Raw genomic sequence first — 21908 nt, 5'->3', positions numbered from 1 at the left:
GGCGGCGCGGTCCCTAATCCGGGGTCGATTGGGCGCGGTCCGGTGGCAGCGCGAGGGATGCCAGGACGAAGCCCATGAAGAAGAGGAAGTACTGGTTGACCGACAGTTCCTCGAACATGAGCGACGGGATCAGGAACACCGCGCTGTAGGTCAGGAACGGCCCGAAGGCGGCGGGCGCCAGCAGGATCCGCCCGAGGCCGGCGACGAGCAGCAGCGCCGCGGCGATGCCGCTCTGGAGTGCCAGCGACACGAAGCCGTTGTGTGGTGTCACGAGCCCGGTCAGGGCCTGCAGCTCCTCCCGGCGGGCGACCTCGCCGACGCCGAACGGGTACTCGAGGACCAGCTGGAGCGCGGTCACGCCGGACAGGAACCGCTCGTCGAAATTGCCCGTGACGTTGTGGTCCTCGGCGAAGCGCCGCTCGATCGCCTGGGACAGCGTCCCCGGCAGCGGGATCTCCCCCGTCACCGCCCAGGCCACGAGCAGGACGCCCAGGACGCCGAGCGCGGCCAGCACCGCGGGCGCCTTGAGGTTCCGCCGCATCAGCAGGCCGAGGAACAGGATCGGCATGAACAGGCCGGCGCGGTTGTTGGTGAACGGGAAGCTCGCCAGGAGGGCCGCGAAGTAGGCGAGATAGACGATCTTCAGGCGATAGCGCAGGCTGAGCAGCAGGGCCGCGGCCCCGGCCAGGGCGAAGACGTGGCCGGTCTCGTTGCCGGAGGCCCAGAGGCCGCCCTGCTTGTCCTGCACGAACAGCTTCAGCTCCTCGTCGAGCCCGTCCGTGGGAACGGCGAGTCCGAACCGGTCGAGCGGCATGCCGGAGGCGGCGAGCAGCAGGACCGCGAGGGAGGCGAGCATTCCGGCGAGCAGGCCGACGCAGAATGCGTCCTCGACGCGCCGGTCGCGGAACATCACCAGCAGGATGAACGCCTGGACCACGTAGAGCAGCAGGACGAGGGTCAGGTAGACGTCGCCCGCCTGCTTGTGGGCCTTCAGCACCAACGAGGCCGCGATCAGCGCCAGGATGCCGGCGAGGGGCGCGGCCTGCCGCAGTGCCTCCGCGACGACGGCGCGGCGCAACCCGAGCCAGGGGATGAGCAGGAACGGCAGCAGGTCGGACAGGCGCTGGAACGGCAGCCCGAAGGTCGAGGTCAGGACGTTGAAGTTCAGGGCGGCGCCGAGCAGGAACACGGCGACGCGGTCCGCGAGGAGGGACGCGGCCGGCGCACGCGTCTCGATCGGCAACGCCTGTCCCGCCATCACCCTGCACCGTCCCCGCGCATCGGCCGCCGATGAACGCTCCGCCGGCCGCGGCCTCTAGCGGGCAGTGTCGCCCACAAAGGTTGGCGGAGGGTGCAGATCAGGCGGGGCGTCTCAGGACCAGGCCGACGGCCGTGCGGAGCGTGCCGCGCATGAAGATCCAGGCGAGGCCCAGATAGGCCGCGATCCCGATTCCGACCGCCGCGAACAGGCCGACCCGGTCCCCGAGGGCGGCGTGGATCGGCCCCTGGACGAGCAGCACCAGCCCGGCCATCGCGCCGGCGCAGAGCGTGATCGGCGCGAGGAGCCGCACGAGCCGCCCGTTCGTGACCGGGACGACGCGCCCGACGCTGGCGACGATCGCGGGCGTGAACAGGTAGGCCCGCACCACGTGCCCGGCGACCAGTGCGGCGAGGCCGAAGGGCGCGGTGACGAGGGCCGCCGCGGCGCCGAGGCCGAACTGCGCGCCGGCGAGCCGCAGGGCCGTGCCGTTGCGGCCCAGGGCCGTGAAGATCATCCACAGCATCGAGGTGGCGACGAATTCCGGGGCGAGGAGCGCGAGCGTCCGCAGCACCGGCGCCGCGTCGTGCCACTGGTCGCCGAACAGGAACGGGATGAGGGTCGGGGCGACGGCCGCCATGCCGAAGAAGGCGGGCACGGCCAGGAAGGCCGAGGCCTCGGTGAATCCGTGGAAGGCCGCGGCCAGCTCGCCCGGACGGTCCTGGAGGCGCGCGTAGGTGGTCAGCCCGACCGTGGTCAGCGGGATGACCGCGACCTGGCTCACGAGGTCGATGCAGCGCCACGCGAGGCGCAGGTAGCCGACATCGGTGGCGGACAGGAAGTAGGCCGCGATGACTTCCTGGCTCCGGATCGAGGCGACGAGCAGCAGATAGGTGCAGAACAGCCGCGAGCCGAACGCGATCTGCTCGCGCACGGAGGCGAGATGCAGCCGCAGCGGCGGAATCCAGCGGGCCGCCGCCCAGGTCAGGAGCGTGGTCGCGGTCGCGGCGACGAGCCGCTGCACCACCAGGCTCCAGACGCCGTAGCCGTCGAGGGCCAGCACGAGGGCCGCGGCGCCGCCGAGCACGTTGGCGCCGAGCGCCCGCAGGGCGAGCTTGCGGAACCCGAAGCTCCGCTGGAGCCGCGCTTCGTGGATCGCACCCGCTGCGGTGATGACGAAACAGGCGGAGAGCGCGCACAGGACCGGCCGCAGCGCTGGCAGGTCGAAGATCCAGGCGATCGGGCCGGCCAGGGCCACGAGGCCCACGGCGCACAGGACACCCGTGGCGAGCATCACCCAGAAGGCGGTGGCGGCGAAGTCCTCGTCGAGGTCGGCGCGCTGGACCACCGCGTCGGGCAGGCCGCAGCGCGCGACGATCTGCAGGATGTCGATGAAGACCGCGGCGATCGCCACCATCCCGAACTCGGCGGGCCCGATGAGGCGGGCGAGCACGAGGAACACCCCGAAGCTGAGGACCACGTTGCCGACCGAGGCCACCGCCACCCAGCGCGCGGCGTCGAACGAGCGCCGCGTCACCGCGGCGCCGGAGGCGAGCCCCGGCTCCTCCTCGGCGGCGGCCGCCTCCGACAGGACCGGCGCGGCGGCGCTCACGGGCGGCTCGCCCGACGCTCGGCAACGAGTTCGGCGTAGAGATCGAGGTACTTCTCGGCGACGCGCTCCGAGGTCGATTCGCGGATGACGTGCTGGAAGGCGCGCTCGTCCGGCAGGTCACCGCGGCCGCGGGCGATCACGGTCCGCAGCCGTGCGGCGAGGTCGGCGTCGTCGCCCGGCGTGAACAGCCAGTCGGCATTGTCCTCGCCGATCAGCTCGGGGATGCCGCCCGAGCCCGCCCCGATCACCGGAACGCCCATCGTGTAGGCCTCGTAGATCGTCCGCGGCGACGGCTCGGCCCAGAACGACGGGACGATGAGCACGTCGATCGCGCTGAGGAACTCGGCGGGTTTCGCCCAGCCGACGAAGTCGATGGGCAGGCCCTCGGCCTGCGCCTTGAACCGCTCGATCGAGTCGTCCATCGCGTGGCCGGCGACGAGGCAGCGCCAATCGCCGGGACCGATCCGCCGGAAGGCGTCGATCATCGTGCCGACCCCCTTCTCGTTGTTGATCCGGCCGAGATAGCCGAAGGTCATCGGCTGGCCGGTCCGGTCGATCCGGCGCCTGGCCTCCGGGTCGCCCTCTGGGACGGTGCAGGAATAGAAGATCACCCGGCGCCGCTCGGGCGCGAGATGCGCGAACAACCCGTGGCCGACATGGGTCTTGAGGATCTCGGTCCCGACGCTGACGACCGCGTCCACCGACCGGTTCGTGATCTGCTTGGCGGCGTTGACCACCTTGCAGCCCAGGTGCCAGCGGTCGCACGGCTTGCCGTCCCTGAACATCGCGGCGTTGCCGCAGATCAGGTCGTACTCGCAGACCGTGTGGACGATCGGGATCCCGCGCTTGGCCGCCTCGCGCCAGACGAGAGTCGAGACGTCGAGCAGCGAGTGCGTGTTCACGATGTCGGGCCGGAAATCGTCGAGGACGCGGCCGAACTCGGCCGCGACGGCGAAATTCCACTGCTGCTTGAGCTTCGCCCAGGCGCGGCCGAAGCGGCTCGCCTGGGGCCAGTCCTCGAGCCAGAAATCGTTGTGGTGGGCCATGCGGTAGACGGTGACGCCGCCCCGCACGCTCTTGGGCTCGGGCTCCCGGGCGATGCAGGCCGCCGCCACCGTGTGGCCGGCCGCGACGAGTTCCTCGGCGAGGTGCTCCACCGAGCGCTCGGCGCCGCCCACGATGTAGGGCGGGTAGAGGGCGCTGAGATGCAGGATCCGCAGGGGGCCGGTCACCGCGCGCGCGGCCGCCTGATCCCTCGGGCGGTCCCGGTCCTGGGCGCGGGGTTCCTCCGAGAGGACCCGGGCGTAGCTCGACGACAGGGTGGGGGTCATCATGAACGGCACTCGCTGAGGTGCGGGCGCTCCGCGCGGGCGGAAGGCTCGGGAAGCGGTTCGATGGAGGCCGCGTCGCGGGTCGCGGCGTAGAGATCGAGATAGGCGGTCGCCACAGCGACCGGATCGGTGCCGGCGCGGATGCGTGCGGCGCGGGCGAGCCCCTCGGCGAGACGGGCCGGCTCCGCGATGATCCGGGCCATCGCGGCGGCGAGCGCCGGCGCGTCGCCGGGCGGGACCAGCCAGGGGCCGGACCCGACCTGCTCGCCGATGCCGCCGGTCGCGGTGCCGATCACCGGGACGCCGCGCCCGTAGGCCTCTGCCACCGTCCGGCCGAAGGGCTCGGGCCAGATCGGCGGGACCACGAGGCAGTCGAGATCGTCGAGGAAGGCGTCGCGCTCCGCGTAGCCCGGGAAGGTGACGGGCAGGCCCTCGGCCAGGGCACGGTAGCGGTCCAGCCCGTCCACGGCACGGCCCGCGACGGCGAGGTGCCAGCCGGTTTCCGGCAGGCGCCGGCAGGCCTCGAGGAGGACGTCGAGGCCCTTTGCGCCCTCGATCCGGCCCAGATAGCCGAACCGGACCGGCGCGCCGGGCGCCCGCTTCGCCCGCGTCACCGGCGAGCCGGGCGGGATGGGGTTCCAGATCACCCGGCGCAGCGACGGCGGCACATGAGCGAAGAGGCCGGCGGCGAGGTGGCGGTCGAGGATGTCCGAGCCCACGGCGGCGACTGCCGTCACGGCGCGCTGGCAGCGCCGGTGCGGCGCGGCGTAGAGGCGGCACTTGAGATGCTGCCGGGCGCAGGGACGCCCGTGGCGCACCATCGCGCCGTTGGTGCAGAGGCTGGTGAAGTCGTGCAGCGTGTGCACGACCGGCACCCGGAGCCGCCGGAGCATCGGCCAGAGCGCCGGCGGTAGCTCGGAGATGGAATGCGTGTTCACGAGGTCGGGGGCGTAGTCCCGGACCGCCCGCTCCATCCGGTCGACGGCGTGGCGGTTCCACTGCGCCGCGACCTTGTAGCGGAGGCGCTCGACCCGCCCGCGCTGCGGCCAATCGAGGATGTGGAACGGCGTCCCGTAGCCGATCCGGTAAACCGTGACGCCGTCCTGCAGGACCGGTCCGCCCTCGGTCCGCGCCGCGCAGGCAACGGCGACGCTGTGGCCGAGATCCGCCTGGGTCCGGGCGAGCGTCTCGACCATCAGTTCGGCGCCGCCGACCTGCTCGGGTGCGTAGAGGGAGCTAAGGTGCAGGATGCGCATGCGGCACCTCCCGGGCGGAACGCGCCGCCGCGCCGTCTTGAAGCGCGTCGAGCAGCAGTGTCTCGTAGCGGCGGGCGGTCTCGGCCCAGTCGTAGCGCCGGACATTGTCGCGGCCGCGGGCGATCAGCGTGTCCCTGAGATTGGGCTCGTCCAGCAGGCGGCGCAGGCACTCGGTCAGCGCCGCCGCGTCGGCGGGATCGAAGGTGAGGGCGCCGGCTCCCGCGATCTCGGGCGTCGCGGAGCGGTCCGAGCAGATCACGGGACAGTCAAGGGCCTGCGCCTCCAGAACGGGCAGGCAGAATCCCTCGGCGAAGGACGGGACGCACAGGCACAGCGCGCCGCGATAGAGGGCCGCCAGCCTGTCGTCGCCGATGCCCGACAGGCGGGTCAGGGGGATCGGCGCGTCGCCGATTGCGGCGGCGACGGCCTCGTCGGAATCCTCGCCGACGTGGACGATCCCGATCCCCGGCCTCCCGAGCGCGACCACGGCGCGCGCAAGGGTCGCGAAGTTCTTGTTGTAGAGGGCGTTGCCGACGGCCAGCACGTACGGCCCCGCCGGGACTTCGGCGACGGAACAAGCCACTGATGGGTCCAGCATGGCCGCGGACGGCACGGTGCGCGTCCGGCCGCGGAGCCGCGGGTAATGGTACTCCAGATCGCGCCGTGTCGCGTCCGAGACGGCGATTACCCGGGCGCTGTTGCCGAGGACCAGGCGGAAGATCGGGTCGGTGGTCAGGGCCTCGCGGGAGCGGACGCGCTCGGGCAGCGTGCGGAAATACAGGTCGTGCACCACGCTGACGCGGACGCGGCCGCCGAAGGCCGCCCCGTACGGGTCGATGTTCAGCACGACGTCGATGGCGCGGGCGCGGCACAGCCGCGGGACGGCGAGGCACTGGCGCAGGACGTCGAGCAGCATGATCCGCGGCCGCGGCACCGTCACGACCTCGACGCGGTCGCGGATCGACGCCGGCAGCTGGTCGCGGCGCCACGGGGAGCGGAGCACCACCGCGAAGGTGCCGCGCGCGACCAGGCCGGCGATCACCCGGAAGGCGACGAGCGCGACGCCCGACGGCCGACCGGCATGCTGGCTCGGCATGTTGACGAGGACGCGCGGCATGGCGGGTCTGGCGGCTCCGAACGGGAAGGGGGATCGCCGGCCCGTCAGGCCCGGCCGGCGACCTGGAGGATGATGTCGGCGAGATCGCGCTGCATGCTCTCCGCGCCGTAGCGGGACAGCGCCCGCTCGCGCGCGAGCGCGGCGCGCGCCCTGAAGGCGTCGGGATCGGCGAACAGCGCCGACAGGGCCGCCGCGAGGCGATCCGACCGACGCGGCGGCACCAGCGTCCCGGCCGCGCCGCCGTCGAGGATCTCAGTGGACGCGCCGGCGTCGGTGGCGATCACCGGCACGCCGACCAGCATCGCCTCGACCAGGGTGCGGCCGAACGGTTCGGGATCGACCGAGGGGTGCACGACCGCGTCGACCGCCTGCATCAGCCGGGGGACGTCGTCGCGCTGTCCGAGGAACAGCACCCGGTCCGAGAGGCCGCGCCGCGCCGCGAGGTCGCGCAGGTGCGCCGCGTAGGCATCCTCGCCGAATAGCGGCGCCCCGACCACGACGCAGCGGAGGCCGGACAGGGTCGCCAGCGCCTCGATCAGAACGTCCTGCCCCTTCCAGGGCGCGAGGCGGCTGAAGACGCCGACGAGGGGGCCGTCCGGCAGGCCGAGTTCCGCGCGCAGAACGGCGGCGGAGCAGGGTGCCGGATCGACGTCGAGGCCGTTCGGCACGACGCGGATCAGCGACCGGCGCCCGCCGGCCTGGACGAAGGCCCGCGCGGCGGCCTCGGAGGGAACGATCACCCGGGCGGCGCAGAGATTGGCGAGCCGGATCTGCAGGATGCGCTGCGCCCGGCCGAAATGCGCCCCGTCGAGGATGTCGTGGAGGTGCCAGATCAGGGGGCGCCCGGCGGCGCGCGCGGCCAGAGACGAGAGCAGGAAGGCCTTCTGCGAGTTGGCGTAGACCACGTCGCAGGACCGGGCCGATCGGGCGATCTCCAGCGCCAGGGCGCCGAGCTGGCCCAGGACCGGGAGCGCGCTCAGCGGTGACACGTCCCGCCGGAGGCCCGCCAGGGCGGACTGGCGACGCGCGAGACGGATCTCCAGACCCGCGTCGCGGAGGGCCGCGGTCAGCGCGCCGTCCTCGAACAGGAAGGCGCTGGAGCCCGCCCAAGGCCGGACTGCGTCGCGGAGCACCAGCTCGGCACCGGACATCGTTCCGGTATGGCTCACGAACAGGACCCGCGGCCGCGCGGCGACGACGGACCGCGCGGCCTGCGCCCGGTCCAGGAGGCCGCGCTTCGCGAGCGCGTCGGCGGGGAGCACTTCGGTCATCGCGCGCTCGCGGCCGTGCGGGGATCGGGCAGCGGCATCACGTCGTAGGTCGACTGGATGCCCGGGCGGACCATCGTCATGGCGATCCCGAGGACGTGTCCGCCGGCGCGGCGCAGGTTCGCCACGGTCTCGACCGTATCGGAGAGCTGCGAGCGCCCGTAGCGGGCGCAGCAGAGCACGCCGTCGACGTGGCGGGCCAGCATCGCCGCATCCATCAGGAGGCTGGTCGGCGGGGTGTCCAAGAGGACGAGGTCGTAGCGGCGGCTCCACTTGAGGAAGTCGGCCATCCGGTCGCCCATCAGGAGCTCGGTCGAGTCGGCCGTCGGCGTTCCCGCGGGGATGACGTCGAAGCGTCCGGCCTGGACCACCACGTCGGCCGGGTCGATCTCGCCGCGGAGCACGCCGCCGAGGCCGGGGCCGCGGCCGAGTCCTAGGGAGGCCTCGAAGTTCGGCCGCCGCAGGTCGCACTCGACCACCAGCACCCGGCGGCCGCTCGCGGCGCCGATGCCGGCCAGCGCGAAGGCCGTGAACGACTTGCCCTCCCGCGGCTTCGCCGAAGTCACCAGGATGACGCGGGACTTGCAGGCGCCCGCCAGCACGAGATGGGCGTGCAGGTTGCGCAGGACGTTCTGCATCACCGGGTCGACCCGCGCCCGCGCCAGGGCCTCCGCGAGGTCGAGCTCGCGCTGCCGCTCGGAGAAGCGGCCGACGAGGCCGGCGGGCTCCAGGCTCGGCAGCTGCGCGAAGACCGGGGCGCCGGTGCCGGCCATGAGCTGCGCCGAGGTGCGCACGCGCCGGTCGGTGTAGTCGCGCAGCAGCGCGGCGGCGGCCGCGAGCACGCCCGCCAGCACGATGCCGCCCGCCAGGAACGGCACGGCCTTGGGCGAGAACGGCTCCTGCGGCAGCTCGGCGAGGCTGACGAGCCGCGTGCTGCCGGTGAGTATGCGCCGCTCGGTCTCCAGCTCGCCCGCCCGCTTGACCAGATCGGCGTAGCGGGTGCGCTTGATCTCGGCGTTGCGCACCATGCCCTCGATCGACGCCTCGTCGTCCATGGCGGCGGCGGCGTCGGTCTTCGCCGTCTCGAGCTGGGCGCGCAGCGACTTGGCCAGGGCGTTCGAAGCCTCGTAGGACTTGCGCAGGCCCTTGGCGACGTTGCCGATCTCCTGCTCGATCCGAGCGCGCAGGCTCGCCTGCTCGGTCTCGAGCGCCCGGATCACCGGGTGGTTCGCGCCCAGCAGGGTGCTCTGGTTGGCGAGCTGCGCGCTGACGCCGCTGAGCTGCTGCTTCAGCGAGACGATGGTCGGGCTTGCCAGGACGGCCGGGGCGCTGTCGGCGCCGCGGGCACCCTTGGCCTCGATCTCGGAGAGCCGCGCGGCCGCGTCCGCCTTGGCGGTCTCGGCCGCGGCGAGCTGCTGGCTGATGCTGGTGAGCCGCTCCGCGCTGATCGGGGCGAGCGAGCCCTTCAGCAGGCCCTTGCGGCGCCGGAAGGTCTGGATGCGGGTCTCGTCGGCCCGGATCGAGGCGTCCAGCTGGCTGATCTCGGTGTGCAGCCAGTCGGCCGCCGCCTTGCGGCTCGAGGCCTGCGCCTCGCGCTGGTCATCCAAGAAGGCGTTGATCAGGCCGTTGGCCATCGTCTGCGCCGTCTCGGGCAGCGGCGACTTGTAGCCGATGGTGATGATGCGCGAGCGACCGGAGCTCAGGACCGTGTAGCGCTTCTGCAGGTAGTCGACGAGCGCGTTGCGGTCGGTCGTGAGCTTCGTGCAGGCGGCGTCCTTCTTCTCGCTGATCCGGTCGGGATGCCCCCCTGTGGCCGCGTAGCGGCACTCGGCCAGCACCGCGGCGACCAGGTTGTCGTCGATCGCGAGGCGCAGGAGCCGCGGCGAGCGGATCACCAGGATCTGGCTCTCGATGTCGGCCGGGTCGCCGATCTTCTGGATCCAGGCCATCGAGGCGTTATTGGCGCCCGGTTCCGCCTCGGCCACGATGACCGAGCCGCTCGCCACGTATTGCCGCTGGATCATCAGCAGGGCGGTCACGGCGAGGCCGAGGACGGTGGCGAACACCGCCGCGAACAGGTAGCGGCGATGCCAGATCCGGGCGAGGGCCGCGGCCAGCGGACCGCCGCGCGCCGGCTCCTGGGCGAGGGCGCGAACCGGCGTCCGGTCGGCCAGATCGACAGTCAGGAAGGACATGCGGCGCGTCCTCAGCCGACGGCTTCGAGGCGCGGCAGGATCCGCGGGCGCGTCTCGCAGGCGGCCCGGTGCATCGCCATCTGGTCGTCGACGAAGGTCGAGAACCGGCTGCGGAACAGCTCGGCCGAGAACAGCTCGGCCTGCGCCCAGCAGGCCTCGCGGGTGAAGTGGCTCTCCTGCAGCAGGAAGCGCTGGACGCACTCGGCGATCGCCACGGGCTCGGGCGTGTCGAAGAACATCCCGGTGCGCTGCGGGCCGCGGGTCTGGACCGTCTCGCGGGCGCCCCCGCGGCCCAACGCGAGGACCGGCGTGCCCTCCGACGTGGCCTCGACCACGATGATCCCGAAATCCTCCTCGGCCGCGAAGATGAAGGCGCGGGCCGTGGCCATGAGGTGGCGCAGCTCCGCGTCGGGCACGAAGCCGGAGAACGACACGTTCGGCCCCGCGATCTCGCGCAGCCGCGCGGCATCGGGCCCGGTGCCCGCCACCACGAGTTCGAGGTCGGGGAGCAGCGCGAACGCGCGGATCACCGCCTCGACGTTCTTGTACGGCACGAGCCGGCTGGCCACGAGGAAGTGGTTGCCGCGCGGCCCGTCATACTGCTGGATCGGCAGCGTGATCGGCGGGTGGATGACCTCGGCGGTGCGGCCGTAGACCTTGTGGATGCGGCGGGCGACGAAAGCGGAGTTGGCCACGATCGCGTTGGGACCGGCCGCCGTGCGAAAATCCCAGACGCGCATCCGGTGCAGGATCAGCCGGGCGAGCACGCTCTTCATGCCCGCGTCGCAGCCGCTCTCCCGCAGGTAGGTGTGCTGCATGTCCCAGGCGTAGCGCATGGGCGAGTGGATGTAGGAGACGTGGAGCTGGTCGGGCCCGGTGAGGACGCCCTTCGCCACCGCGTAGCTGCTCGAGATGACGAGATCGTAGGCCGACAGGTCGAACTGCTCGATCGCGAGCGGCATCAGCGGCAGGTAGTTGCGGTGCCGCGTCCGCGCGAAGGGCATGCGCTGGATGAAGCTCGTATGCGCCTGGGTGTAGCCCAGCCGCGCCCGGTCTGCTTCAGGCAGGAAGTCGAAGAGCGCGAAGACATCCGCGTCCGGATAGATCCGCAGCAGCTGCTCGAGGACACGCTCGGCGCCACCGACGATGTACAACCAGTCGTGAACGATCGCGACACGCATCACAGCTTCCTCGTCGGTGCGCCGGACGCTGGACCATGCATTACGTCCTGCCGGTCCCGCCGGTGACAGCGGGCCAAGGCACACACGAGAGGGTAATAGCAGCGTGATCTGTAAAAAAGGGGTCACCGCCGCAGCAACAGTCGAAAATAGCGCCTGTTTAGACGAGAGACGCGGCGTGTAAACTTAATTTTTGCCAATAATTAACGTTAAGCGAAGGGTGTTCTCAGACCTGCAATCTTCGGCATGACTCCCCGTGGGTGCCCGCTGCGCCGGGTCGGCACACCGGCGGCGGGGGCCCGGCTGCGCGGCCTACGAAGCGGCCGGAACGGGCAGGGGATCGGGCGAGGGCCGCCGGTCGAGCCGGCGCCGCAGGGCCGCGATCACCGGCGTCTCGACATACCGGAACAGCAACTCGCCGGCGGCGACCGCCGCCGGGAACGCGATCGCGAAGATCAGGGCGGCGCGCGCGAAGCCGGGCGCGACGACGAGCGCCGCGATCTTGGCGGCGCTGTGCAGCAGCAGGTTGTGGACCAGGTAGAAGGAATAGCTGGCATTGCCCTGCGACAGCAGCCAGCGCGACTTCAGGGCGATGCCGCCCCGCTCCAGCAGCAGCATCGCACCGACGATCAGGACGGCCGCTGACCCCCAGATCAGCGGGCGCGCGAAGCCGGACAGCTCGGGGCTGACGCCGAGCGCGTCGGCCACGATCTGGCCGCCGAGGATGAGCACAAGAGCGGCCGCGACGGCCGCGCACGCCACGCGCCGGACCGGGAAGCCCGCGGCCGGCGCCCGGAGCCGCAGGTAGGCGTATCCCAGCCCGATGCCGGCGGCGAACTCGATCAGGATCGGCTTCGTGTAGTACGCCCAGTAGAGATTCGACGCGGGCAGCAATCCGAGCAGGATCAGCGCCAGGAAGATCGCGGCCGCACCGAACGCCCGGAAGGCGGGTCTCGGCACCATGAGCAGCGCCGCGAAGACCACGTAGAAGAACATCTCGTAATTGAGTGTCCAGCCCACGGAGTTGAGCGGCTCGACGAAGCCGCCGCGGGAGAACGGCAGGAACAGCAGGGACTGGACGACGTAATCTGGCCGGATCTCCACGATCCCGATGGGCTTCAGGCCCGTCAGCGCGATGAGCGCCAGGGCGAGCGTGACGAGCCAGTAGACCGGGACAACGCGCGACGCGCGGCGGAGCAGGAACTCGCCCGGGCTCTCGCGGCGCCCGCTCGTGCTCACGAACATGATGAACCCGGAGAGCACGAAGAACACGTCGACCCCGCTCGCGCCGAAGGCGAGCAGATCCGGTCTCGGCAGCACGGGGCCGATGTAGAGGCCGAAATGCGTGAGGAAGACGAGGTACGAGGCGACGGCGCGCAGGATTTGGAGGTTGTAGATCATCGCGCGCCGGCTGATCGCTGGGCCCGCCCGGGAAGGGCGACGTCGCGCCCTTATGGCCGAGATGGCCCCGCCGCGTCACGACGAGTCCGGAAACGTCCTAAATGGCCCGGGTCTCGAATTTAAGATCAGGCGGGGCATTTACACGCATGAGTTGCTAAATCCGCGAAATCTCTGGACGGACGATCACGAAAGCAAGAGCTGGAAAGTGATCGTAAAGGTCGCGCCGCCGAATGTAAGCCGCCGGCCACATCCGGTTCCTGTTTGCACGGCGCGCAACCCTGTGTCGCCCTCTACGGACCGCTATTTACTATTAATCAATAGATAATTTGACGCCGAGCCGATCCGTTCAATAGCGTCGTGATAACTGGAATAAGGAGTTCCGCCTTGAACATCGCTCAAGACATCCGTGAGATTCTCGGGGCGAACGAAGCCTTCGCCGGGAAGGCCGACCAGCTCTCCGAGGATGACAGCCTGTTCGATCTCGGGCTGGACTCGTTCGGTTCCGTCCAGCTGATGCTGGGCCTCGAGGAGCGCTTCAGCATCGAGTTCCCCGACGAGCTCCTGAACCGCAAGTCGTTCTCGTCGATCCGCGCGATCCGCGAGGCCGTCTCCACCCTCATCCAGCAGGAAGCCGCATGAGCACGCTCGCCGCGCGCGCCGAGCGGGCCGCGGCGGTGGCGGCGCACCACGCCGACGCCGTCGACCGCGAAGGCCGCTTTCCCGAGGAGGCCGTGGCCGCGATGAGGTCCGAGCGGCTACTCGGCCTCCAGATCCCGGGCCAGTTCGGCGGGGAGGGGGCGGGGCTGACGCAGATCGCCGAGCTGTGCAGCACGCTCGGGCAGGCCTGCAGCGCGGCCGCGATGGTCTTCGCGATGCACCACATCAAGGTCTCCAGCCTCGTGACCCACGGCATCGACAGCCCGTGGCACGGGCGCCTGATGGAGCGCATCGCGCGCGAGCAGCTGCTGGTCGCCTCCTCGACCACGGAGGCGGGCATCGGCGGGGACCTGCGCAACAGCCTCTGCGCCGTGGAGACGACCGGCGAGGTCTTCGCCCTCGGCAAGGACGCGTCGGTGATCTCCTACGGCGCCCACGCCGACCTGATTCTCGCCACAGCCCGGCGCCATCCGGACGCCGCGACGTCCGATCAGGTCCTCGTCGCGCTGATGGCCGACCAGATCTCCCTCGCGCGAACGGGCGACTGGGACACGCTCGGGATGCGCGGGACCTGCAGCGACGGCTTCCGCCTGGAGGCGCGGAATGTCCCGGTCGAGCAGATCCTCCCGAAGCCGTTCGCGGAGATCGCCGCCCAGTCGATGCTGGCCTCATCGCACCTCCTGTGGAGCAGCGTCTGGTACGGGATCGCGACCTACGCGGTCGACCGCGCCCGCGCCTTCGTGCAGGCCGAGGCGCGGCGCCGGCCCGGGCAGGTGCCGCCGACCGCGACGCGCCTCGGTGAGGTCTCCAGCGCGCATCAGGCCATGCGCGGCACCATCGTGTCGGCCCTGCGCCGCTTCGAGGACGCGCACGGCGACGCCGACACGATCGGCTCCGTCGGCTTCTGCGTGATGCTCAACAACCTGAAGATCACCGTCTCCGACATGGCGGTCGACATCGTCCGGCGGGCGCTCGCGATCGTCGGCCTCGCCGGCTACCGCAACGACACGCCCTTCAGCCTGGGCCGGCCGCTGCGCGACGTCCTCTCCGCGCCGCTGATGATCGGCAATGACCGCATCCTCGCCAACACCGCCAAGCTCCTGCTCGTGCAGAAGGGCAGCGGCCAGCTCATGAGCGCGTGATGGAATCGATCTCCTCTCCCCCCGGCGACGTCGTGCTCGAGGACGAGCCGGCCGGCGGTCCCACCTTCCTCGACCGCCTGTTCGACCACGGCCTGCTCGTCCGAACCGGCGTCGACGGCCTCTACGGCCGCAGCGGCGGATTCGAGAGCGTCGTCGACGCCCTCGACCGGATGATCACGCGACTCGGAGCCGCCGAGGAGGCCGAAGTGCTGCGCTTCCCGCCGGCCATGAGCCGCCCGGCCTTCGAGCGCAGCGGCTACCTGAAGGGCTTCCCGAACCTCGCCGGCACCGTACACAGCTTCTGCGGCGACGCGCGCGGCCACGCCGAGATCCTCGCCTGCCTCGAAGCCGGGACCGACTGGACCGGGCAGCAGGAGGCCACCGACATCGTGCTGACGCCCGCGGCCTGCTACCCGGTCTACCCGGTCGCCGCCGCGCGGGGCGCGCTGCCGGCCGAAGGCCGCCTGTTCGACCTGCAATCCTACTGCTTCCGGCGCGAGCCCTCGCTCGAGCCGACCCGGATGCAGCTGTTCCGGATGCGCGAATACGTGCGCATGGGCAGCCCCGAGCAGGTCCTGGCCTTCCGCGAAGCCTGGCTCGAGCGCGGCACGGCCATGATCCGCGCCCTCGGTCTCCCGCTCGCGATCGACGCGGCCAACGACCCGTTCTTCGGCCGCGCCGGCCGGATGCTCGCCAACAACCAGCGGGCGCAGGGACTGAAGTTCGAGCTGAACGTCCCGGTCAACAGCGTCGACAAGCCGACGGCCTGCCTCAGCTTCAACTATCACCAGGACCATTTCGGCAGCACCTGGGAGCTGCGCCAGGCCGACGGCGAGGTCGCCCACACGGCCTGCGTCGGTTTCGGCCTGGAGCGGATCACGCTGGCGCTCCTGCGCCACCACGGGCTCGATCTCGCCGCGTGGCCGGCCGCCGTGCGCGCCGAGCTGTGGGGCTGAGGCGGTGACCGCCGCGCTGCGCCTGCCGGAGGGTCTCAGAGCCGCGGGACCCTACGTCCCGCACCCGCTCCACGATTCCGGCCGCGACTGGCCGGAGACGAACTGCTACGTCGACCTCTGGATCGAGCTCCTGCACGGACGCGGCCTCGTGCCGGAGGCGATGCTGGGCTTCACCCTGCGGCAGGATTTCGAGGGCGACCAGTTCACCTTCTTCAAACCGCCGACCGGTGATATCGAGCGCCTCTACGGTCTGGAGGTGCTGGAACTCGCGGTCTACGGCGGCCTCGAGAACCACGCCGTGATCCAGGCCGCGGCCGGCCGGCCGGTGCTGGTCGAGGTCGACGCGATCTACCTGCCGGACACCCAGGGGACCACCTACGGACGCGAGCACGGCAAGACCACGATCGGGATCTTGGCCCTCGATCCGGCCGCGCAGGAGCTCGATTACCTGCACAATGCGGGTCGCTTCCGCCTCGCCGGGAAGGATTACGCCGGGATCTTCGGGCCGGCGACGCTGCCGCCCTACGCCGAGTTCGTGAAGACCGTCGCACCGTCGCTCGGCGCGGCGGATCTGCCGGCGGTCGCGCGCGAACTGCTCGTCCGGCATCGCGCCCGGGCGCCCCGGCGCAACCCCGTCCTGGCGTTCCGCGACACCCTCGCGGCGACGGCCGCGGAGCTGGTCGTCCGGCCGCTCAGCGTGTTCCACGCCTATGCCTTCAACACGACGCGCCAGCTTGGCGGCAACTTCGAGATGCTCGCCAGCCATCTCACGTGGCTCGAGGACCGGGAGGCCGACGGATTCGGGCCAGCCGCCGCGGCCGCCGCGGACCTGAGCCGCGAGGCCAAGGCCTTCCAGTTCCAGCTCGCCCGCGCGTTCCATCGCCGCTCGGCCGAGGGCCTGGCGCCGCGCCTCGACCGCCTCGCGGCGACCTACGACCGCGTCTTCGCGGATCTCGACCGCGCGCTGGACCGCTGAGAGGCGTCGTGGCCCGCATCCGCAGCGTCGACGACCGCGCGCCGGAGGTCCGGTTCGGACCCTGGCGACTCGCCGCGACGCCGGCGGGCGCCTGCGCGGGTCCCGGCAATCTTGATGAGGTCACCGGCTGGATCGCTGCCGAGGTTCCGGGCACCGCCGCCGACGCCCTTCGAGCCGCCGGACGCTGGAGCGAGGCGGCGCCGGAGCCGATCCACGACCGCGACGTCTGGTATCGGACACGCATCTCCGGTTCTGGCCCGGCCCGGCTGCGTTTCAGGGGCCTCGCCACCCTCGCCGAGGTCTGGCTCGACGGTGTCCCAGTCCTGTGCGCCCGCGCAATGTTCGAGGAGCACGTCGTCGACGTGGACCTCGGCGGCGCCTCCGACCTCGCGCTGTGCTTCCGCGCGCTCCGCGCGGAACTCGACCGCCCGGCCAAGCGCGGGCGCTGGCGGCCGCGGATGATCACGCCCGGGTCGCTGCGCCATGTGCGCACCAGCGTCCTCGGCTTCATGCCGGGCTGGTGTCCCGAGATCGACCTCGTCGGGCCCTACCGCCCGATAACCGTCGAGCCGGTCCGCCCCCGCGCGAGCGCCGCGGATGTGCGTACGACCCTCGACGGCGACGTCGGCCGGGTGGCCGTGCGCCTGCGGGTCGACGGTCCGGTCGGCATCGTCCTCCTCCGATGCGGCGGCGGCGAAGCCCCGCTCGCGGAGGTCGAGCCGGGCCTGTTCGCGGGCGCGCTGGCGCTGCCCGGCATCGCGCCCTGGTGGCCGCATACCCACGGCGCACCGAACCTCCACCCGGTCGAAGTCCGCGTCGACGGGGCGCAAATCGACCTGGGCCGCGTCGGCTTCCGGACCCTGTCGCTCACGCGACCGTTCGCGGAGGGGCTCGCGCTGGCCGTGAACGGCGTGCCGCTCTTCTGCCGAGGCGCCGTCTGGACGCCGCCGGACCTCGTCGGGCTGGGCTCGGACGGCACCCGCGCCTCGCTCGAGCTGGCGCGCGAGGCCGGCATGAACATGCTGCGCGTGCCCGGGACGACGCTCTATCCGGCCCCGGACTTCTACGATCTCTGCGACGAGCTCGGCATCCTGGTCTGGCAGGACCTGATGCTCGCCAACTTCGACTACCCGCACGTCGAACCGGCCTTCGCGGCCGCGCTCGACCGCGAGTTGACCGGATTCCTCGACCGCACGCAGACCGCGCCGTCGCTCTGCGTGGTCTGCGGCGGCAGCGAGGTCTGGCAGCAGGCGGCGATGCTCGGGGCGCCGCGCGCCGTCTGGGCCGACGCCTACTGCGCGGAGACGCTGGCGGAGCGGGTGGCAGCGCGGCGGCCCGATCTCGTCGTCGTGCCGAACTCGCCCTCCGGCGGCGACCTGCCGTTCTCGCCGCGCGGGGGTTGCACGCACTATTTCGGCGTCGGCGCCTATCGACGGCCCCTGGAAGATGCCCGCCGGGCCGAGGTCGGGTTCGCCAGCGAGTGCCTCGCCTTCGCCAACCCGCCCGAACCCGGCACGCTGGGCCCGACCGGACCGGCCGACCCGCTCTGGCAGGCCGGCATCCCGCAGGACCGCGGCACCGATTGGGACTTCGAGACGGTGCGCGACCACTACGTCGGCGCGCTCTACGGCGTCGATCCGGCGTCCCTGCGCGCCGAGGACCCGGACCGCTACCTCGAGCTCGGCCGCGCCGCGGTGGCCGAGGTCATGGAGGCGACTTTCTCCGAGTGGCGCCGGCCGCGCTCGCCGACGGCCGGCGGCCTCGTCCTGATGATGCGCGACCTCGCGCCCGGAGCCGGCTGGGGCGTGATCGACTGGACGCAGCGCCCGAAATCGGCCTGGTACGCGATGAGGCGCGCCTTCCGCCCGGTCCAAGTCCTCCTGACCGATGAGGGCCTCGACGGCCTCCATGTCCACGTCCTCAACGAGACGGCGACGGCCCGGGCGCTGACGCTGTCCCTGATCTTCTGCGATGTGGCGGGCCGCGTCGCGGCGCGCGCCGAGCGCGATCTCGTGGTTGGCCCGCGGGCGGCGCTCACGTTCACCTCCGCGACCCTTCTCGGGCGCTTCTTCGACGCCACCGACAGCTACCGCTTCGGGCCCCGGATCCACGATCTCGCGCACGCGCGGCTGACCGACGCCGACGGGCGCGTGATCGCCGACAGCTTCCACGTCCTGAGCGCGGGGCCGCTCGACCGGTCGACCGTCGGCCTCCGGGCCGAAGCTGTCGCGACCGAGGCGGGGCCGGGTCTGCGGATCAGCACCGAGCGCTTCGCCCGCGGCGTCCAGGTGCTGGCCCCGGGGGCACGGCCGGCCGACAGCGGCTTCCACCTCGCCCCGAGGTCGAGCCGGATCATCTCCTTCGCGGAGGCCGCCCGGCTCCCGCGCGGGCGCGTGCGGGCCATCAACAGCGACGAGATCGTGGAATTCGGTCATGACGGGTGAAGTCGGGTCCGAGGCCGCGGTGTCGGTGCCGGTGACCTTCGACGGGCTGTTCGGGTGGCTTCATCCGGCGGCCGGGACGCGGGGCGTCGTCCTCTGTGGGGCCTACGGCTTCGAGCAGATGGCCGCGCATCGGCCCTGGCGCTCCCTGGCCGAGGGCCTCGCCGCGGCGGGCTGCCCGACGCTGCGCTTCGACTATCCGGGCGAGGGCGACTCGGCCGATCTGGACGAGGCGCGGGTCGCTGGCTGCGTCGCTGCGGTGCGTGGGGCCGTCGCGTACCTGCGCGCGACGACCGGCGTCGCGGAGATCGTCGTCGTCGGCCTGCGGCTCGGCGCGACCTTCGCGGCTCTGGCCGGCGAGGCGGAGGCCGTCGACCGCCTCGTCCTGCTGGCGCCGGTCACGACCGGGCGCGCGTATCTGCGCGAGATGCGGCTGCGGGCGCAGACGATCGGCCGCCTGCCGGACGGGTCCGCCCCGGCGCAGGAGCCGGACAGCCTCACCGTGGGCGGCTTCCGGATGGAGGCGGCGTTCCTCACCGATCTCGCCGACCTGAACCTCGCGCGGCTCGCGCGGGCGCCGGCCCGCCACGCGTTGCTCCTCGCACCCGAGACCAAGGCGCTGGCCGCGAACCTCGGCGCTCTCGGCTGCGACGTGGCGACGGGAGCGTTCCCGGGTCTCGCGGCGCTCGTCGCCGATCCGATCTTCTCGGATGTCCCGACCGCGGATTTCGCCCGCGTCATCGGCTTCGCGACCGACGGGATGGCGGCCGCCGGGCCGCGACCCGGCGGCATCGCCATCGACGGGCGCCGGAACGGGCTGACCGGACCGGGCTGGGCGGAGGCGCCGGTCCGCTTCGGGCGCGGCCTGATCGGCATCCGCTGCCGGCCCGACCGGGCGGAAAGCGCGGCGCCGACGATCCTGTTCGTCTCGACGGGCATGAGCGTGCATTCCGGATGGGGGCGCCAGACCACGGATCTCGCCCGGCGCCTCGCCGCGGAGGGGATCGCGTCGGTCCGGTTCGACCTGCGCGGCATCGGCGACAGCGACGAGCGGCCGGACGGCCGCAAGCCCCTCTTCGCCGGGGACGGCTTCGCCGACGTCGCGGCGGCGGTCGACCTGATCGCCGGCGCGGGCGGCCCGATCCTGCTGGTGGGCGGGTGCAGCGGCGCCTACGCGGCCTTCCACGCGCTCTGCCGGGACCGCCGGATCGACGGCGCGCTCCTGCTCAACCTCTACTGCTTCGACTGGGACCCGGATCAGGACCTCGAACAGGTCATCCGGCAGACCTTCGGAAGCGCGTCCACCTACGCGGCCCTGCTCAAGCGGGGCGCGACCTGGCGCCGGCTGATCCGCGGCGAGATCCGGATCGCCGCCATCGCCTCGGTCCTCGCCCGGCGCGGCATCGAGGCCGGGATCCGCCGCCTGCGCCGGGCTCTCCGCCCCGGTCCGCTCGGGGGCTCGCCCGCCCGGCGGGTCGCGGCCCTCCGTCGGCGGGGCGCGGAGATCCGCCTGCTCTTCAGCGCGGGCGATCCGGGCCTCGCGGCCGTCCGCCGCCATCTGGGACGCTCGCCCGGACCGGCCGACCGCCGTGTCGGAGCGCCCGTGACGGTGGTACCGGGCGTGGACCACAATTTCGGTTCCCGCCAGGCCCAGGCCCGGGTCGCGGAGGCGCTGCAGGACCTCCTGCGCGCCGTCCGCCGCGCCCACGCGACGCGCACCGTCGCGGCGAAGGCCGCCGCGCCGGGAAGCGGTCTCACCCTGGCGGGCCGGACGTGACCCGTCTCACGCGCCGGTCGGCCCTCGCCCTGGCGGCGGGCGTCTTCGCGACCGGGCGGGCCGCCGCGGCCGAGCCGCTGCACCGCTGCGAGGCGCTGATCGACTCGATCGGCGTCAACGTGCATCTCGGCCATCGCGGCACCCCCTACGTCGACCGCTTCGCCGCCTGCGCCCAGGCGCTCGACGAACTCGGGATCCGGCACCTGCGCGACGACATCGTGCTCGTCGGCGACGAGCCGGCCGGGCAGTTCGAGCGCATCGCCGATCTGGCCGACCGGGGCTACCGTTTCAGCCTGATCTTCTACGACGGGCTCACGCCGGGGCCGCGGGTGCCGCCGGAGCGCTTCGCCGAGATCGCCGGCTGGGCCGGCGACGGGCTCATCGTGGCGGAGGGCGGCAACGAGCCGCCGGTCGCGGCGCGGCCGGGCCTCGCGCGGCTCTCGGCCGATCATCAGGCGGCCCTGTTCCGCGCGGTGCGGGCGGACACGCGGGCCGAGGCCGTGCGTGTGGCCGGACCGAGCTACATCCAGGGTAACGTCGCGGCGGCGCAGAACCTCGCGGCGGTCGTCGACCTCGCCAACATCCACGCCTATCCCGGGGCCGAGCACCCGGAAACCGACGGCGGCGGCAGCCTCGCGCGCTTCGTCGCGGCCGCGCGCCCGGTCTTCGGCGACGCGCCCGTGATCGCGACCGAGAACGGCTACCACACGGCGCTCGCCACCGGCAGCGCCCACCTGCCGATCTCGCCGGGACTGCGCGCCCGCTACCTCCCGCGGATGCTGCTCTGGAGCTACCTCCAGAGCGTGCGGCGGACCTACCTGTACGAGCTGATCTCCAGCTTCGACCGCGGCGACGCCGATCCCGAGAGCCGCTTCGGCCTTCTCGCCCACGACGGTCGCCCCACACCCGCCTTCGCGGCGGTGCGCAACCTCGTCCGGCTGTTCGGCGCCCCCGCCGGGGAGATCGCCGCCGTTCCGGCCGATCGCGACGTCACGCTCGGCAGCCCCGTTCCCGATCTCATCACCGCACGGTTCGCGCGGCGGGACGGGGCGACGCTCGTCCCGATCTGGCTCGGCCTCGACGGCTGGGACCGGCGTAGCCGGGCACCCCGGCCGGACTTGCCGGCGCAGACCGCCGAGCTCCGGCTGTCACGGCAGCCCCGGCGGGTGCGCCTCCATCGCTTCGACGACGACGGCGCCGTGAGCGTGGTGGAGCTTCCCGCGGACAGGCGGGTGCCGGTCCCGGTCACGGACCGCCTCGGCGTCGTCGAGCTCACCTAGGGTCGCCGCCGACGGAGTCGTTCCGTGACGCGCCCGATCTCCGATTCTCGCGGAGGCCTGATC

General features: G+C 72.4%; 16 protein-coding genes. 7 read left to right on the top strand and 9 right to left on the bottom strand.

The genetic code is table 11. From position 1 onward, the window contains the following. Positions 1–13: 13 nt before the first annotated feature. The 9 genes from LXM90_RS22480 to LXM90_RS22440 form a co-directional block, all read right to left on the bottom strand. Positions 14–1243 (bottom strand): O-antigen ligase family protein, encoded by a 1230-nt coding sequence (locus tag LXM90_RS22480; protein WP_234081058.1) that lies wholly within the window; start codon positions 1241–1243, stop codon positions 14–16. 115 nt (positions 1244–1358) lie between these two features. Beyond that, the gene (locus LXM90_RS22475; RefSeq protein ID WP_020091546.1) at positions 1359–2870 is read right to left on the bottom strand and encodes a lipopolysaccharide biosynthesis protein; all 1512 of its coding nucleotides are present in this window, start codon (positions 2868–2870) and stop codon (positions 1359–1361) included. Next, positions 2867–4090, bottom strand: a complete 1224-nt coding sequence (locus LXM90_RS22470; protein WP_026604684.1) for a glycosyltransferase family 4 protein — start codon at positions 4088–4090, stop codon at positions 2867–2869. Before LXM90_RS22470 ends, LXM90_RS22475 begins: the two co-directional genes overlap by 4 nt. Before the next feature lie 110 nt (positions 4091–4200). Continuing rightward, the gene (locus LXM90_RS22465) at positions 4201–5457 is read right to left on the bottom strand and encodes a glycosyltransferase family 4 protein (RefSeq protein WP_020091548.1); all 1257 of its coding nucleotides are present in this window, start codon (positions 5455–5457) and stop codon (positions 4201–4203) included. Next, on the bottom strand, positions 5438–6574 hold the full coding sequence (locus tag LXM90_RS22460) for a glycosyltransferase family 4 protein (protein ID WP_020091549.1): 1137 nt from the start codon (positions 6572–6574) through the stop codon (positions 5438–5440). Before LXM90_RS22460 ends, LXM90_RS22465 begins: the two co-directional genes overlap by 20 nt. A gap of 44 nt (positions 6575–6618) precedes the next feature. After that, on the bottom strand, positions 6619–7845 hold the full coding sequence (locus tag LXM90_RS22455; RefSeq protein WP_020091550.1) for a glycosyltransferase: 1227 nt from the start codon (positions 7843–7845) through the stop codon (positions 6619–6621). Beyond that, positions 7842–10037, bottom strand: a complete 2196-nt coding sequence (locus LXM90_RS22450) for a GumC family protein (protein ID WP_020091551.1) — start codon at positions 10035–10037, stop codon at positions 7842–7844. Before LXM90_RS22450 ends, LXM90_RS22455 begins: the two co-directional genes overlap by 4 nt. 11 nt (positions 10038–10048) lie before the next feature. Continuing rightward, complete coding sequence (locus LXM90_RS22445) at positions 10049–11218, bottom strand: glycosyltransferase (RefSeq protein ID WP_020091552.1); 1170 nt, start codon at positions 11216–11218, stop codon at positions 10049–10051. A 309-nt stretch (positions 11219–11527) separates the two neighbouring features. After that, on the bottom strand, positions 11528–12616 hold the full coding sequence (locus LXM90_RS22440) for an acyltransferase family protein (protein WP_020091553.1): 1089 nt from the start codon (positions 12614–12616) through the stop codon (positions 11528–11530). Positions 12617–13006: 390 nt separating this feature from the next. On the opposite strand from LXM90_RS22440, the gene LXM90_RS22435 reads away from it, so the two are divergent. Genes LXM90_RS22435 through LXM90_RS22405 form a run of 7 tightly spaced genes read left to right on the top strand, consistent with a single transcriptional unit; the run spans position 13007 to position 21845 of the window. After that, positions 13007–13255 (top strand): acyl carrier protein, encoded by a 249-nt coding sequence (locus LXM90_RS22435; protein ID WP_170855117.1) that lies wholly within the window; start codon positions 13007–13009, stop codon positions 13253–13255. Then, positions 13252–14415, top strand: coding sequence for an acyl-CoA dehydrogenase family protein (locus LXM90_RS22430; RefSeq protein ID WP_020091555.1), 1164 nt, complete (start codon positions 13252–13254; stop codon positions 14413–14415). Before LXM90_RS22435 ends, LXM90_RS22430 begins: the two co-directional genes overlap by 4 nt. Further along, positions 14415–15371: an amino acid--[acyl-carrier-protein] ligase gene (locus tag LXM90_RS22425; RefSeq protein WP_020091556.1), complete on the top strand. Its 957-nt coding sequence runs from the start codon at positions 14415–14417 to the stop codon at positions 15369–15371. Before LXM90_RS22430 ends, LXM90_RS22425 begins: the two co-directional genes overlap by 1 nt. A gap of 4 nt (positions 15372–15375) precedes the next feature. Next, positions 15376–16347 (top strand): DUF1839 family protein, encoded by a 972-nt coding sequence (locus tag LXM90_RS22420; RefSeq protein WP_020091557.1) that lies wholly within the window; start codon positions 15376–15378, stop codon positions 16345–16347. A gap of 8 nt (positions 16348–16355) precedes the next feature. After that, entirely contained in the window at positions 16356–18791 is a 2436-nt protein-coding gene (locus tag LXM90_RS22415; RefSeq protein ID WP_234081057.1) for a glycosyl hydrolase 2 galactose-binding domain-containing protein, read from the top strand. Further along, positions 18781–20565, top strand: coding sequence for an alpha/beta fold hydrolase (locus LXM90_RS22410; protein WP_234081056.1), 1785 nt, complete (start codon positions 18781–18783; stop codon positions 20563–20565). Before LXM90_RS22415 ends, LXM90_RS22410 begins: the two co-directional genes overlap by 11 nt. Further along, a complete protein-coding gene (locus tag LXM90_RS22405; RefSeq protein ID WP_234081055.1) occupies positions 20562–21845 on the top strand; it encodes a hypothetical protein in 1284 nt (427 codons plus the stop codon). Before LXM90_RS22410 ends, LXM90_RS22405 begins: the two co-directional genes overlap by 4 nt. Positions 21846–21908: the final 63 nt, after the last annotated feature.

Origin of the sequence: Methylobacterium oryzae (assembly GCF_021398735.1) — a bacterium.
GTDB lineage: Bacteria > Pseudomonadota > Alphaproteobacteria > Rhizobiales > Beijerinckiaceae > Methylobacterium.
Note: the sequence above shows the minus strand (reverse complement) of the source record. Positions and strands in the feature narration are given on the sequence as shown.

What these genes read in the sequence shown, in the direction of transcription:
- LXM90_RS22465 (WP_020091548.1), bottom strand. Translation starts at nt 5,457, where the DNA reads ATGCGCATCCTGCACCTTAGCTCCCTCTACGCACCCGAGCAGGTCGGC.
- LXM90_RS22460 (WP_020091549.1), bottom strand. Translation starts at nt 6,574, where the DNA reads ATGCCGCGCGTCCTCGTCAACATGCCGAGCCAGCATGCCGGTCGGCCG.
- LXM90_RS22455 (WP_020091550.1), bottom strand. Translation starts at nt 7,845, where the DNA reads ATGACCGAAGTGCTCCCCGCCGACGCGCTCGCGAAGCGCGGCCTCCTG.
- LXM90_RS22450 (WP_020091551.1), bottom strand. Translation starts at nt 10,037, where the DNA reads ATGTCCTTCCTGACTGTCGATCTGGCCGACCGGACGCCGGTTCGCGCC.
- LXM90_RS22445 (WP_020091552.1), bottom strand. Translation starts at nt 11,218, where the DNA reads ATGCGTGTCGCGATCGTTCACGACTGGTTGTACATCGTCGGTGGCGCC.
- LXM90_RS22440 (WP_020091553.1), bottom strand. Translation starts at nt 12,616, where the DNA reads ATGATCTACAACCTCCAAATCCTGCGCGCCGTCGCCTCGTACCTCGTC.
- LXM90_RS22430 (WP_020091555.1), top strand. Translation starts at nt 13,252, where the DNA reads ATGAGCACGCTCGCCGCGCGCGCCGAGCGGGCCGCGGCGGTGGCGGCG.
- LXM90_RS22425 (WP_020091556.1), top strand. Translation starts at nt 14,415, where the DNA reads ATGGAATCGATCTCCTCTCCCCCCGGCGACGTCGTGCTCGAGGACGAG.
- LXM90_RS22410 (WP_234081056.1), top strand. Translation starts at nt 18,781, where the DNA reads ATGACGGGTGAAGTCGGGTCCGAGGCCGCGGTGTCGGTGCCGGTGACC.